The 14289-nt window shown below is 72.5% G+C and carries 11 protein-coding genes; 3 read left to right on the forward strand and 8 right to left on the reverse strand.

The window, feature by feature from the left end; all coding sequences use genetic code 11:
* Positions 1–3: 3 nt before the first annotated feature.
* From Dvina_RS33955 to sthA, 3 genes are all read right to left on the reverse strand, one after another.
* Positions 4–3000 carry a putative bifunctional diguanylate cyclase/phosphodiesterase gene (locus Dvina_RS33955; protein ID WP_223093365.1) on the reverse strand — a complete coding sequence of 999 codons (2997 nt, stop codon included), beginning with the start codon at positions 2998–3000 and terminating at the stop codon, positions 4–6.
* A 319-nt stretch (positions 3001–3319) separates the two neighbouring features.
* A complete protein-coding gene (locus Dvina_RS33960; RefSeq protein WP_223093366.1) occupies positions 3320–4825 on the reverse strand; it encodes an NTF2-like N-terminal transpeptidase domain-containing protein in 1506 nt (501 codons plus the stop codon).
* A gap of 76 nt (positions 4826–4901) precedes the next feature.
* Positions 4902–6305 carry a Si-specific NAD(P)(+) transhydrogenase gene (gene sthA, locus Dvina_RS33965; protein ID WP_223093367.1) on the reverse strand — a complete coding sequence of 468 codons (1404 nt, stop codon included), beginning with the start codon at positions 6303–6305 and terminating at the stop codon, positions 4902–4904.
* A 60-nt stretch (positions 6306–6365) separates the two neighbouring features.
* Between sthA and Dvina_RS33970 the strand changes: the two genes are divergently transcribed.
* Both Dvina_RS33970 and Dvina_RS33975 read left to right on the forward strand, forming a co-directional pair.
* On the forward strand, positions 6366–6908 hold the full coding sequence (locus tag Dvina_RS33970; protein ID WP_246655496.1) for a type II toxin-antitoxin system PemK/MazF family toxin: 543 nt from the start codon (positions 6366–6368) through the stop codon (positions 6906–6908).
* A 214-nt stretch (positions 6909–7122) separates the two neighbouring features.
* Positions 7123–8520 carry a cutinase family protein gene (locus Dvina_RS33975; protein WP_223093369.1) on the forward strand — a complete coding sequence of 466 codons (1398 nt, stop codon included), beginning with the start codon at positions 7123–7125 and terminating at the stop codon, positions 8518–8520.
* Positions 8521–8524: 4 nt separating this feature from the next.
* On the opposite strand, the gene Dvina_RS33980 is transcribed toward Dvina_RS33975, so the two are convergent.
* The gene (locus Dvina_RS33980) at positions 8525–9151 is read right to left on the reverse strand and encodes a hypothetical protein (RefSeq protein WP_223093370.1); all 627 of its coding nucleotides are present in this window, start codon (positions 9149–9151) and stop codon (positions 8525–8527) included.
* Between the two features lie 319 nt (positions 9152–9470).
* Between Dvina_RS33980 and Dvina_RS33985 the strand changes: the two genes are divergently transcribed.
* Positions 9471–9821 (forward strand): STAS domain-containing protein, encoded by a 351-nt coding sequence (locus Dvina_RS33985; RefSeq protein WP_223093371.1) that lies wholly within the window; start codon positions 9471–9473, stop codon positions 9819–9821.
* A 67-nt stretch (positions 9822–9888) separates the two neighbouring features.
* Here the strand turns inward: Dvina_RS33985 and Dvina_RS33990 are convergent, their stop codons facing one another.
* From Dvina_RS33990 to Dvina_RS34005, 4 genes are all read right to left on the reverse strand, one after another.
* Positions 9889–10569 carry a DUF3159 domain-containing protein gene (locus Dvina_RS33990; RefSeq protein ID WP_223093372.1) on the reverse strand — a complete coding sequence of 227 codons (681 nt, stop codon included), beginning with the start codon at positions 10567–10569 and terminating at the stop codon, positions 9889–9891.
* A 62-nt stretch (positions 10570–10631) separates the two neighbouring features.
* On the reverse strand, positions 10632–11834 hold the full coding sequence (locus Dvina_RS54690; RefSeq protein WP_246655497.1) for a polysaccharide lyase family 7 protein: 1203 nt from the start codon (positions 11832–11834) through the stop codon (positions 10632–10634).
* Between the two features lie 81 nt (positions 11835–11915).
* Positions 11916–13043: an FUSC family protein gene (locus Dvina_RS34000; RefSeq protein WP_223093373.1), complete on the reverse strand. Its 1128-nt coding sequence runs from the start codon at positions 13041–13043 to the stop codon at positions 11916–11918.
* A 45-nt stretch (positions 13044–13088) separates the two neighbouring features.
* Positions 13089–14246, reverse strand: coding sequence for a nucleoside/nucleotide kinase family protein (locus tag Dvina_RS34005; protein ID WP_223093374.1), 1158 nt, complete (start codon positions 14244–14246; stop codon positions 13089–13091).
* Between the last annotated feature and the right edge of the window lie 43 nt (positions 14247–14289).

Here is a 14289-nt window from a genome sequence, read left to right on the forward strand (position 1 = left end):
GGTTCAGGCCGCGGTGCGACCTCCCCGTTGAGGCCCCGACGCATCTTGCGACAACCATTGACTCGCGTCACCGTAGCTCAACGGTTTGGAGAACAAGTAACCCTGACCGTTGTCGCAACCCATCGTGACCAGCAGTTCGCGCTCCGCGGCGGTCTCGATGCCCTCGGCGACGACCTGCAGCTTGAGGATCCGGGCCAGCTGGACGATCATGTCGACCACCGCGTGCTGCTCGGTCGAGGAGACCACGGTGTCGATGAAGCTCTTGTCGAGTTTGAGCACGTCGACGGGGAGCCGGCGCAGGTACGACAGCGACGAGAAGCCGGTGCCGAAGTCGTCGATGGCGATGCGGACCCCGGCCTGGCGCAGGGCCGCGAGCTCGCTCGTGACCTCGCCGTCGTCGTGCAGCAGCAGGCTCTCGGTCATCTCCAGCAGCAGCCCGCCCGGCGGCAGGCCCATCCGGTCGATCTCGGCGAGCACCCACTGGGCGAAGTCCGGCGAGCGGAACTGCCGGGCCGAGACGTTCACCGAGACGTATATCTCCTCGCCGGGGTACGCGATGCGCCACTGGGCCGCGGCGGTGATGGCGTTGCTGAGCACCCAGGCGCCGAGCGGCACGATCAGGCCGCTCTCCTCGGCGACGGAGATGAACTCGTCGGGCGGGACCATGCCGCGGGTCGGGTGGTCCCAGCGGACCAGTGCCTCGAAGCCGCGGGTGCGGTCGTCGGCGAGGGTGACGATCGGCTGGAAGTGCAGCAGGAACGCCCGGTCGGCGATGGCCCGGTCGAGGTCGGCCCGCAGCTTGTGGCGCTCGACGACGGCGCTGTGCAGCGACGACTCGAAGCGCCGCCAGCGGTCGCGGCCGGCGTCCTTGGCGACGTAGACCGCGAGGTCGGCGTGGCGCAGCAGCTCCTGCGCGGTGGCGGCCTCCGCGGTGGTGGAGACCCCGATCGAAGCGGTGGCGGTGACGGTACCGTGGGCCAGCTCGAACGGCGCCGCGAAGCTCTGCAGCACCCGCTCGGCCACCCGCTCGACGTCGGCCGACGTGCCGGCCCGCCGGACCAGGGCGGCGAACTCGTCCCCGCCGAGCCGGGCCACCGTGCCGGCCGCGCCGTACGAGCCGTCGACCGCCCGCAGCGCCTCGGTCAGCCGCTGCCCCACCGCCACGAGCAGGGCGTCGCCGGCGCCGTGGCCGAAGGTGTCGTTGACCACCTTGAAGTCGTCGAGCTCGACGATGAGCACGCCGACCGTGGCGCCGGTCTCGGCCCCGGACGCGACCGCCTCCTGGACCCGGGTCAGGAACACCTCGCGGTTGGGCAGGCCGGTAAGCGCGTCGAACGTCGCCCGCTGATACAGCTCCGCCTGCAGCCGGCTGCGCTCGGTCACGTCCCGCAGCGTCACCACGACCCCGCGCACGGTCGGCTCGTCGCGCAGGTCGCGGAACGTCGCCTCGACGAGCGCGGGCCGCTCGTCGGGCCCGGTGACCTGCAGGTCCTTGCCGGGCCGGCCGCTGTCGCCGGCGCGCACCTCGACCAGGCGGCGGCCGACCTCGGCCGCGCTGTCGTCGGCGAACGCCGAGGGCAGCGGCCGGTCGACGAGGTCGGAGCCGAACAGCGCCTGCGCGGACGGGCTGGCGTAGCGCACGAGGTCGTCGTCGCCGACGATGAGGATGACGTCGGCGGTGTTGAGCACCAGGGTCCGGAAGTACGCCTCGCTGTTGCGCCGGCCGACCTCCTCGCCGAGCGCGATGCGCTCCAGGGCCATCGCGGCCTGCGTGGCCAGGATCTGCGCGGCCTCCTGCAGCCCGACCAGCACCACCTCGTCGGAGGCCACGTAGAGGGCCCGCTCGGCGGCCCGCCCGTCGGCCAGGGCGAGCGGGCAGCACAGCGAGACCTCGAACTCGCCGAGCTTCGCGGCGACGGCCGGGTCCAATGTGGACGTGTAGGCCATCGACACTCCGGTGTCGATGGCGGGGCCGAGCGCGATGGCGTAGGAGCGCCCCGGCGGCAGCAGCTCGGCGACGGCGGCGTGCAGGGTCCGGGCGACGGCCTCCTCGTCGTTGGCCAGCAGCAGCGCGGCCCCGGCGCTGCGCAGGCGGCGCTCGCGCTGCACGGTGAGCCGCTGCGCGCGGACGGCCCGGCCCAGCCGCAGCAGGACCAGCCCGGACAGCAGCGCGGACACGGCGGCGATCGCGGCGGCGTCGCGCACCCGGCCTCCCCGCATCTCGACGAACAGCACGACCGGAGCGATGAACAGCGACATCCCGAGCAGCAGCAGCCGCCCGAGGCGCTCCTCGAAGCCGCGCTGGACCTGCGGCTCGGTGAGCTGGCGCATCGAGGGGTGCAGCGCGGCGACGCCCCACAGGACGTAGAACGCGGCCCAGCCGATGTCGACCGGCCCGCCGGTCTTCCAGCCGCCGGCCAGCTGGTGCAGCCCGTAGCCGACGTCGGAGCTGAGCAGCCCGATCCCGCCCGCGGCCAGCAGCGCGACGGCGGTGTTGAACCGGACCGAGGCGATCAGGCGGGCCCCGACCAGCAGCACCACGATGTCGGCGAGCGGGTACGCGATCGAGATGGACCGGTCCAATGTGGACAGGTCGGGATTGTCGACATAGGGCCGGATGAGGGCGATGTAGGAGAGCAGGCCGAGCCCGGCGGTCAGCGTGACCGCGTCGAACAGGCCGCCGAGATCGCGCCGCACGACGCCGAGGCGGTAGAGCCAGACCATGGCCGCGGCGATGAGGACGTACACCGTGAGGTAGCAGGCGTCGGCCAGGGACGGGAACCCGGAGCGGTGCAGCAGCCGGGTCAGCACGTCGGCGATGAGGTCGCCGGTGATGAAGCAGGCGACGGCGCCGGCCAGCAGCAGCCAGGGCGCCCGGCGGCGGGGCCGGTGCAGGTGGACGCCGAGCAGGATGGCACCGACGCTCGCGTAGCCGATCGCCGACCACAGCACGATGTGTAACGAGGGCAACGCGAAGTTGGCGATCACGAGGACCGCCATCGCACCGGCGTAACCCGCCAGCACCCCGCGTGCCGACCCGCTCACTCTCAGCTGCCTCTGTCTGCGATCGGTGCCCCGCCCGCGCTTGCTCGCGGCGAGGCAGACGCTACCCAGTTCACTGCCGAATGAGGAATACCTGGCAGGATCGTTCCGAGCGGCCCGCACGACGCCTTTGACGCCTTTTGCGCATTTGACGGCTTTGAGGGTACCGCCAGAGACCCGTGATATCTACACCCTGCGATGGACCAATCGACGCTGGGCTACGGCCGGGCGACATTCATTCATGCGGTCTTTCCCGGTCATTCGCCCTCACTCGCGGCTATCGGACGCCGTTGAGAAACGCGCCGGCGAGGGGGTCGGTCACGTCACGGCCGGCGTCGGTGACGTAGACGCAGTAGGCGATGTCGCCCTGCACGCCGACGGTGAAGTTCGGCGGCGTGAACGTCCCCGACACCGCGGCACCGGGCGCCGGCTTCGCGCCGCGGAGCAGGACCGGCTCCTGCCACTTCCCGCGGGCCAGCGCCGCGGCCACCGCGGCGTACCCGAGCGGCGCGGCGGTGACACCCGGCTGGCCGGCGCGGCCGGTGAACGCCTCCGCGCCAAGGCTCCAGGTGCCGCCGACGCCGACCTTCGCCGGATCGGCTGGCAGCGCCGGGCCGGGGACCTCCCCCAGGAACGCGAGGTTGTACCCGGCCGGGCCCGGACCGTTCGCGGCGGCGAGCACGGCACCGTCGCTGACCCGCACGGCGACGAGCGCCGAGGGCTTTGCGGTGGCGGCGACCGCGGCATCGGCCGCCTGCTGGATCTTCACGTCGATCGTCGTCGCGATCGTGGCCCCGTCCTCGGCGGGCAGGGTCAGCAGGGCCGGGCCGGCGTCGTCGCCCATCGGCACGATCGTGACGCCCGGCTTGCCGCGCAGCTGCGTGTCGTAGCGCCGCTGGAGCCCGGTGAGCCCGGCGACGTCCCCGACCTTCAGCGCACCCTGGCTGGCGTCGATGATCTCCTTCGTCGCCTCCCCGGACGTGCCGAGCAGGGCCCGGGCGAACGTGCGGGTCAGCGGCAGCGACAGGGTGCCGGTGCGGGTGCGCACCCCGGGCGTGCCGTCGAGGTCCTTGGCGATCTCGTCGAAGTCGGTGCGCCGCAGCGTCACCACGTCGACGAACGCGTCGGGCTTGGCCGCCTGCAGCTTCGCCGGCAGGTCCTGCAGGCCGACCTCGACCTGGACGGACTTGAAGACGAGGCCGAGGCGCTGGACGAGGGCGGCCACGTCGGGGACGCGCTGCGGCTCCACGCCGACGTAGACGACAGGCGTGTCGCTCACGATCGGGGTGCCGTCGGCGGCGGTGACGGTGCCGCGCTTGGCCGGGGTCGCGCGCAGGGCCAGGTGCCGGCCGTCCTCCAGCTTCGGGTGGACAGTCGACGGGCCGAAGTACACCTGCCACTTCTGACCCAGCAGGCGCGCGTTGAGCGTCGTGTCGTAGGCCCACTTCCGCCCGTCCGGCAGCGTCCACTCGACGCCGACGGCGAGCGTGGCGTCGGCCGCCTGGATCTTCGCCTTGCCGTGCGGGGTCAGGGCGGGCCGGCGGGCCGACAGGTCGCCCTCGGTGCCCGCGAGCAGCTCCTTGGCCGCCGCGGCGTCGAGGGTGCGGCCCTGCGGGGTGAGCAGGTCGCCGAACCCGGTGAAGTCGGCCTTGCGCCAGTCGGCCAGGAACGCGGTGAACCGGTCGTCGGCCGACGGCCGGTCGTCGCCGTCACAGCCGGCCGTCAGGGGCGCGACAAGGGTCAGCGCGCCGAGCAGCAGCAGGATCCCCCGGAGCCTCGTCACGCGCCGACCATAACGCAGTCGCCCACACCCTGCGCCCCCGGTGACCGGCGCCGCCGCGGGCGCCGGGCCGCGCACGTCAGATGGACAGGCGCGACACCGACCGCATCTTGTTCATCGCGTCAAGCGCGGCAACCTTGTAGGACTCCGCGAGCGTCGGGTAGTTGAAGACCGCGTCGACCAGGTAGTCCACCGTCCCGCCGCACCCCATCACCGTCTGTCCGATGTGGACGAGCTCGGTGGCGCCGGTGCCGAACACGTGCACACCCAGGATCCTGCGGTCCTCGGGCGACACGATGAGCTTCAGCATGCCGTAGGAGTCGCCGATGATCTGGCCGCGGGCCAGCTCGCGGTAGCGGGAGATGCCGACCTCGAACGGGATGCTCGCGTCGGTCAGGTCGTCCTCGGTGCGCCCCACGAAGCTGATCTCCGGGATGGTGTAGATCCCGATCGGCTGGACCTGGTCCATCCCCCGCACCGGCTCGTCGCAGGCGTGGTGGGCGGCGAGGCGCCCCTGCTCCATGGACGTCGAGGCCAGGGCCGGAAACCCGATGATGTCGCCGACCGCGTAGATGTGCGGGACCTCGGTGCGGAACTGCTCGTCGACGGCGATGCGCCCCCGGTTGTCGTACGTGAGCCCGGCCTTGTCCAGCCCCAGCAGGTCCGCCGCACCCTGCCGGCCGGCCGAGTACATGACGGTGTCGGCCGCGATCCGCTTGCCGCTGGCCAGGACCGCGACCGCCGTGCGACCGTGGCGCTCGACGGCGGCGACGGTCTCGCGGAACCGGAAGGAGACCGAAAGATCCCGGAGGTGGTACTTCAACGCCTCGATGATCTCCAGATCGCAGAACTCGAGCATGCGGTCGCGCCGCTCCACGACCGTCACCTTGGTCCCCAGCGCCGCGAACATCGACGCGTACTCGATGCCGATGACGCCCGCCCCGACCACCACCATCGACCCCGGCACCTTGTCGAGGTTCAGGATGCCGTCGGAGTCGATGATCGTGATGTCGTCGAAGTCCACGCTGTCGGGGCGGGCCGGACGGGTACCCGCCGCAATGATGATCTTCTCGGCCGTCGCCCGCGACTCGCGCCCCTGCTCGTCCTCGAGCACGACCGTGTGGGCGTCGGTGAAGCGCCCCGTCCCCTGCAGCAGCCGCACCCGGTTGCGGGCCAGCTGGCTGCGGATGACCTCGATCTCCCGCCCGATGACGTGCTGGGTGCGCGCCCCGAGGTCCCCGACCGTGATGTCCTCCTTGACCCGGTAGCTCTGCCCGTACATCTCGCGCTGGTTCAGGCCGGTCAGGTACAGGACCGCCTCGCGCAGCGTCTTGCTGGGAATGGTCCCGGTGTTGATGCAGACCCCGCCGATCATGTTCCGGCGTTCGACCACGGCAACCCGCCGATCGAGCTTGGCCGCCGCGATCGCAGCCTTCTGCCCACCCGGCCCGGAGCCGAGCACGAGGACATCGAAGTCGTACATGGCCACAGTCTCCCCGGCGCACCCGAGCCGGTAAAGACGCTGCCGGTTATGGTCGTCCGCGTGAAACGACTTCTTCAAGCAGTGGCAACACGACTAGGCCTGCGCCCTTCCCGCTCGACCCTGACCCCCCGCGGCCCGGTCCCCACCGCACCCCCGCACAGCCCGGTCACGACACCCCCACCCCCGCGGGGCGCCGCCCGTCACGTCCCCGGCCCGCCGCCGAGGCCCCACGAGACCGAGAAGCTCCTCGAGTACTCCCCCAACCTGGACGGCGACGCCGACCCGGGCGAGATCGTGTGGACCTGGGTCCCGTACGAGGAGGACGCCACCCAGGGCAAGGACCGCCCAGTCCTCATCATCGGCCGCAAGTCGGGCGACGCCCTGGGCCTGATGCTCTCCAGCCAGTCCGACCGCGACGGCCAGCGCAACTGGTTCGCCCTGGGCGAGGGCTCCTGGGACCGCGAGGGCCGCCCGAGCTGGGTCAGGCTGGACCGCGTCCTGCACATCAACGCCGAGGGCATCCGCCGGGAGGGCTCGATCCTCCCCCGCGACCGCTTCGACACCGTCGCGAAGGAGCTGCGCGCCAACTACGGCTGGAGCTGAGAGTGCGTATGGGCGGGGCAGATGCTGTCCCCGCCCAAACCGGTACAGGTGGGTACCTTCCGCCACGAATTGCCGTGGAACCAGACTTCGGGATCGCGCTCGCTCATCGCTTGGCGGACTGCGCCACCTCAACAGCCGACCCCGTCCGACGGGTTTCGGCCGTGAACGGAGAACCGCGCTCCCATCACCGTCGCCTCAAGGCCATGCTGCCTGGATGAAGCGGATCCTCATCGCGCTCGCCATAGTCGCCGCCAGTGCCGCCGCGCTTTCGACGCCGGCCCGCGCCGCCGGCCCGGCGCAGTGCGGCGATGTGCTGTTCGTGGGCGCCGCGGGGTCGGGCGAATCGGGCATGGGAGCTGAGGTCACCGCCGTCTACAGTGCACTCAAGGCGAACGCGAAGGGCCGGACCGTCACGGCCTACGCACTGCCTTACCGAGCCGCGCCCGTGCTTCCGACGATGATCTATCCCGGCGTCGGGGCATTCATGGAGAGCCTCATCGGCGGCGAGGGCACGCTGAACACGTTCCTGTTCGACCGGGCCCGGCAATGCCCCGGCGAGCGTCTGGTCCTGGCCGGCTTCTCGCAGGGCGCGATGGTGATCCACCGCAGTATGCAGATCCTCGGCAGCCTGGTCACCGATCGGATCGACGGGATCGTGCTGATCGGTGACGGCGACCGGCTTCCCGGCGACGACGGGCAGATGCTGGGCAGCGCGGGCTCCAGGGCCAAGGGCGTCGGTCAGTGGTACCCGCAGTTCTCGCTCGCGAACGGCCAGAAGCTCGGTGCGATCGGCGGCCGGGTATTCAGCCTGTGCAACGCTCTGGACATCGTGTGCGACCACCAGCCGGCCTTGTACAACCCCGCCAGCACGCTCGGCCGCGTCATGATCGGTATCGGGACCGCCGTTCACCTGAGCTACCGGCTCGGGCCGCAGCTCGCCGATCTCGGCGCGAAGGCGGCGGCCAAGTTGCGTAAAGACGCCCTGGTCGCGTACCGGCCGAGCGGCCGGGCCGGATTCGTCTCATACGTCACCGGCTTCACCTGCCCGGTGGTGAGCAGCGGTTATGTGCTCGTCGTGACGCGCGGCGCCGGTCAGGGGCCGTCCGAAGGCTTCACCGACCCGTACAACGGACTATTCAGCAACGGCGCCCGGGTCGCCAGTGCCGAAAACGTCGCACCGGGCACCTATCCCGCCACCGTCAGCTGCGAAGCCTCCACCGATCCGAACGTCCGGACCGGCGGCCGAAGCCTGGCCACATACACCTTCACCCAGACCGTCACCACCACCAAACCACTCCTCGGCGTGAACCCGGCCGCGGCGCGGCCCGGCCAGACGCTGACCGTGACCGACGGCGGAGGCTGCGGCGCCTACCCGACGCCCGCGCAGAGCGTCAGCGTAGCCGTACACGACGCGATCCGCGGCGGCAAGCCCATCGTCGAGGTCAACGCCCCGGTGAACCCGGCCGGGCGCTGGGACGCGGTGCGGCTGACGCTGCCGGCCGAATACGGAGTGGGTGGCTGGCACGTGAGTGCAAGCTGCGGTGCGGCGAGCGGCGACGGCCCCGACCAGTCATATCAGCCTTACCCGAGCGTGACCGTCGCGGCCGGCTGACGGATCAGGAGCTCGGCACCTCGACCGGGATCATCTTCGCGAGCTCGTCGCGCAGGACGGCGGCGGCGGCGTCGAAGTCGTCGGCCTTGGTCTGCGTGCCGTCGCCGGTCACGACGAGCCACTTGCCGTCCGCCGAGGACGAGAGGGTGGCGCGCGGGGGCTGGACGCCGCGCTCGAAGTCGGCGGCCGAGGAGGCGGCGAAGGTGGCGACCGCGGGGCGGTGGCGGTGCAGGAACTTGTCGGCCACGGCCAGGAGGGCGTCGCGGACGTCGGCGCCCTGGGGCAGCGGGGTGATGTCGTAGCAGCGGTACGCCCGCGCCGCCACCAGCATCCGGATGCGCTCGGCGTCCAGGAGGAGGGCACCGTCGGCGTGGTCCTCCGCGGTCAGGCCCAGCTGGACGAAGCCGCGCGGGCGGTGCAGGCCCTGGGCCACCGCGGCCACGGCCGGGGACAGGTCCAGGCGGCTCGTGGCGCCGTCCACGGGGGCGGCCAGGTGGCGCAGCAGGAGGGAGCCCACGCCGGCGCTGAGGACGGCGTCGGTCCGGTCGGCGTCGGTCAGGCCCAGCAGGCGGGGGACCTGGCCCGGGCGGTCGCCACTGGCCAGCAGGAACGACAGTTCGGCGGCGGTCATGCTGAGCTGTTCCGTGGCGGTCCCGTCCATGGTGTCCTATCCCGTCGAGGCAAAGCCGGAGCAAAGGGGTCAGGAAGCTCAACGGTGACGGCGCCAGGGGGTCACGCAAGCAATCGTCCCCAATTCACTCATGGTCAGGGCGGGGTCGACGATCACAGAGAGCGACCACAATGGAGCCGGGTGCAGCAAACGGACACGCGCTGGTTTCAAACGGGCGTGGATGCGTTGGCGGGGGCGGCGGGGGCGGTAGCATGCCGCGAAGCTTGACGGGAGAGGGACCTCGAGTGACGCAGAGCAGCAGGCGGCCGTGGGAGCAGAGATGACCGACGGCATCGCGACCGGAACCGTCGGTGGATGCGTGGTGGTCACGCCCACCGGCGCGCTCGACGTCGCCACCTCACCGGAACTGCACTCGCTGCTCCACCAGACGCTCGACGACGGTGAGACGCGGCTCGTGCTCGACCTGTCACAGGTCGACTTCATCGACTCGACGGCGCTGCGGGTGCTGGTGTCGATCCACAAGCGGCTGCGCGAGGGCGGCGGCTTCGCCGTGGTGTGCCCGCACGCCCGGATCCGGCGGATCTTCGACCTGACCGCCCTGGATCGGGTCCTGACCCTCACCGACACCGTCGACGAGGCGCTGGAGGCTCTGAGCCGGCCCCAGCCCTGAGCGGGCGACCCCCACCCGGACCGGGACGGCCGGCCGTTGAGCACCTGCAGTGCGGCCGGGTGCGGCCTCAGCCGGCCGGTCGGCGCCGCGGATCCGCGGGGCTGTCGGACTGCGGGTGGCGGATGCCCGGGTGGCCGGGCGGCAGCGCCCGGCGCAGCACCCACCAGCTCACCGCCAGGCACGCGGCCACCAGCGGCCACGTCAGCACCGTCTGCGCGGCCGTGAGCCACAGGACCGACCCGGCCCACCAGAGCGGGATGAACACGGCCAGGCGGATGCAGTACTGCCCCACCCACACCCAGCTCGCCCGCTGATAGGCGCGCAGCAGGCCCGGGTCGCGCCGCCAGCGGGTCCGCTGGCCCAGCACCGTGCCCACGATCAGGCCCAGGAACGGCCGGCGGACCAGGATGCTCGCGGCCCAGGCCAGGACGCTCACCGCGTTGGTGAACACGCGGACGCCGAAGAAGTCCGCGGCCCGGCCGGTGCGCAGCGCGACGAGGGCTCCGGCGCAGACCAGCAGCAGGCTGAACACGGTGCCGAGGGGGCGCCGGCCGGCGGTGATCCGCCACGCGGCGACCGCGGCCCCCGCCAGGACCGCGACGCCGGCGCCGAGCGGTATCGAGTGCCCGCCGGCCAGCCAGCCGGCCGCGAACCCGACGAGCGGCACGGCGGTCTCGACGGCCGACCGCCAGCCTCCGAGCAGGTCGGCCAGCGACTCCGGAGCCGGAGCCTCGCGCTCGCTCGCCAATCGAACCCCCGCCTGCCGCCACCGCGCCCGGGACGAAGGTTAGCCTGCCCTAAAGCAAACCTCTACCCGTGACTCACCACCAGCGAATAGAACTTGACCTTCGCGCCGTTCGTCGTGCTCTCCGAGGAGGACTGGTTGTAGGAGCCGGCCTTGAAGTACATGCCGTACTGGTTGAACGACGACGGGATCGCGTAGCTCGTGGTACTCCCGTTGACCGTCAGCTTGATGGTGTTGCCGCCGGTCACCGCGATCACGTAGCTCCACTTGACCCCGAGCGGCACGTTACCGACCGTGTGCAGCGTCTGGCCGCCGTCCGGCGAATTCTCGGTGCCGAGGATGATGTCGCCGTTGGGCCGGTAGTACAGCTCCAGCAGCGGCTTCGTCGACGGGCCGCCGGTGCCGAGGTGGATCTGCCCGACGCACACGTTCTTCGTCACCGACGCGATGCGCAGGGTGGCCGAGAGCTTGTGCGAGCCGGCCAGCCTCCAGTCGGCCGCGGAGCCGTTCGCGTTCATCTCCCGCAGTTCCGAGCGCGCATAGTTGGAGTTCGGCGTGGTCACGCCCTTCTCCGGCGCCCAGAACGTCATCGAGCCGTCCGTCTTGTCGGTGAAGAAATAGGCCGGATTCGTGTACCCGCCCGCGCCCCGCAACTGCGCGGGCGCAATCGTCGTCGGCGACCCGGGGCTGCCGGTCGGGAGCTGCAGCTGCCAGATCGACAGGTCGAAGTTGCCGCCCGGCGCGACGGTGGGGTCGAGGCCGGACGCGGGCGGCGTGGTGGGCGCCGACGGGCCGCCGGGCAGCGTCCACTGCTGGTTCGCGGTGCCCGTGCACGACCAGATCTGCAGCCGTGTCCCGTTCGCCGAGCTCTGCCCGGTCGCGTCCAGACACTTGCCCGAACCCGCGTTGACGAGCGCGGACCCGTCCGCCGTCCACTGCTGCGCGGCGGTGCCGTTGCAGTCGTAGAGCTGGATCTGGGCCCCGTTCGCGGTCCCGGCGGCGCTCACGTCCAGGCACCGGCCGGAGCCGGCGTTGACCAGGGCCGAGCCGCTGAGCGTCCACTGCTGCACCGCGGTGCCGTTGCAGTCGTACAGCTGGATCGCGGTCCCGTTCGCGGTGCCCGCGGCGGCCGCGTCGACGCACTTGCCGCCGATGCCGGTGATGGGCCCGGCGGTTGCCGCGGTGGCCGCGGTGACCCCGAGCACGGTGAAGGTGCCGCCGACCGCGGCGACGGTGAACCCGATGAGGATCTTGGAACGGCGTTCCATGGCACTCCCTGACGGAGGACAAATTGGCAGGATGCCTAACTGATAAAGTGCCTGCCAATTAACACCGTCATCGATGGGTTGTCAACCCTGGCGCGGCAGGTCACCCGGGTCGACAAGGGCCTCGGCGCCGTCCCCGGCGATGTCCTGGCGCAGCTGGTCGAGGCGGCCGAGCAGGGACACCGAGTCGAGGGCGGCCACTGCCGTCGGGAACACCGTGTACACCCGCTCGACGGCCGCGATCAGCGCGGCCCGCAGCGCGGTGTCGTCAACGCTCTCGCCCGCGACCCGGCGCTCGAGCAGGTCCGCCAGCGCGTCGAGCAGCGCCCGCAGCGTGTCGCGCCCGAGGGCCGGCGGCGGCCCGGGCCGGTCGTAGAGCCGGTCGGCGGCGAGCGATATGGCCCGGACCTGCAGCGTGACCCGGACGAGCCAGAACTGCTCGCCGCGGACCTGTTCGACATCCCGGCGTACCCCCCGGGCGAACACGTTGAGCAGCGTGACCTCTTCGACACCGGCGAAGGCGGCCGCGGCCTGGGCCGCGACCTCGTTGAGCCGGCGCGACTGCGCGATCCAGCCGTGCCGCTCGGACGGCGCCAGGGGCTCCCCTTCGGCCCGGGTGGCGAGCTCCTCGGCGATCGAGCGCAGGACGGCGACGGCCTCGCGGCCCCACTCGTCGAGCGTCTTGCGGATCTTCGCGATCCGCGGCCGCTCCGGCACCACCACCGCGATCGTGAGCCCCACGACGGAGCCGATGGTCACGTCGATGAAGCGCCACTGGCCGTATCCGTGGGCGACCGGCGCGAGGACGAGCACGGCGAGGGTGGCCACGGTGAGCTGGTTGCGGGCCAGGGGCGTGTTGGTGATCTGCCGGGCGACCGCGAGCGCGGCGAACGCGGCCAGGGCGAGCGACCACCAGGCCAGGCCGAGCAGCTGCGTCCAGGCGATGGCGAGCGCGGTGCCGACCAGGTTCGCGAAGAGCAGCTGGGCACCGGCGGCGATGGAGCCGTACACACTCGCCTGCAGTGTCAGCACGGCGATGACCGGCGCGAACAGCACGGCGGCGTTCTCCCCGAGCTGCTTCGCGAGGACCCAGGCGACGGTCGCGGCGAGCGTGGTCTTCACGATGGTGATCCAGCTCGGCTTGCTCTGCGGCACGCTGGCCAGCAGGGCCCCGAGCGGCTCGGTCACGATCTCATGCGGTCTGCGCGCCACCCGCTGATCCTTCCAGACGGGCACCGGCCGCGGCCGCGAACGTCCTCAGCGTCCGCCGGGCGGCCAGCCGCCGGCCGCGGCGCGCACGAGGTCGGCGAGCTGCGCGACCGAGCGGCCGTCGGTGTCGACGCACAGGTCACCGACGCCGGCCGCGTCGAGCTCCCCGGCGATCCGCGCGGCCCGGTCCGCGTGCGCGCGCAGCCGCGCCTCCGGCCGCCCCCGCAGCTCGTCGCCCATGATGGCCGGCCCCCCGCCGCGGCCGCGCAGCATGATCCGCTCGGCCAGGGTGCCGGGCCCGGCGCGCAGCCGGCACACGGTCCACGCCGCCGACGGGACGGCCCGCGCATAGCGGCCGACGGTCGCCCGGTCGGTGACGCTCCCGGACACGATCAGGCACCCGGCGCCGGCCGCGCGGAACCCCTCCAGGAGCCGCGCGAGGTGGCGGGCCTTGAGCCGGTGCTGCTCGGGATCGCCGGCCGGCGCGGGCCGGGCGAAACCGATCTGGGCCAGGTCGACATAGGCCGCCGTGACCCCGGCCGCGCGCACCCGCGTGAAGATCTCGTACCCCACCGTGGACTTGCCGACCGCGGGCGGGCCGCACAGCCACAGCACCGGCACCGTCCCGGCGGCCCCGGCGGGCGGCGGCGGCGCGGTCGGCGGCGCGGACACCGGCCGGGGCGGCAACCACCCCGGCCAGCCGGCGGCGCGGACCCGCGCGACCACGTCCGCGACGGCCAGCCCGGCGGTGTCCACGACCAGATCGGCGAAGCCCGAGCCGTCGAGCTGCGCCGCGTTGCGGACCGCGTCCTCGGTCAGGTGCAGCAGCGACCCCCGGCCCGCGATCCGGCCGCGCAGCTCGTCGGCGCCGACCCGCAGCCGGCACACCGTCAGCGCGGTGCCGGCCACCCGGCTCGCGGGCCGCCGCACCTCCTCGGCGCTGTCGACGACGCCGCTCACCACCAGGCACTGCGCGCCCGCCGCCCGGAAGCCCGCCCAGACCTCGCCCAGATTGCGGGCCTTCAGCCGGTCGTTGCGCGGGTCGTCGCCGGGCGCCGGATAGCAGAGCCCGAGCTGGTCCAGGTCCACGTAGGCCGCCGCCGCACCGGCCCGGCCGAGCTGGTCGAACAGCGCGAATCCGGCCGAGGACTTGCCGACCCCGGACGGGCCGCAGAGCCACAGGAACGGGACCGTGTCACGACGCACGGGCGCGACGCTAGCGCGGCCGGCCGGGTCCGGCGATCGAATT

The sequence above is a fragment of the Dactylosporangium vinaceum genome, from assembly GCF_019904175.1.
GTDB lineage: Bacteria > Actinomycetota > Actinomycetes > Mycobacteriales > Micromonosporaceae > Dactylosporangium > Dactylosporangium vinaceum.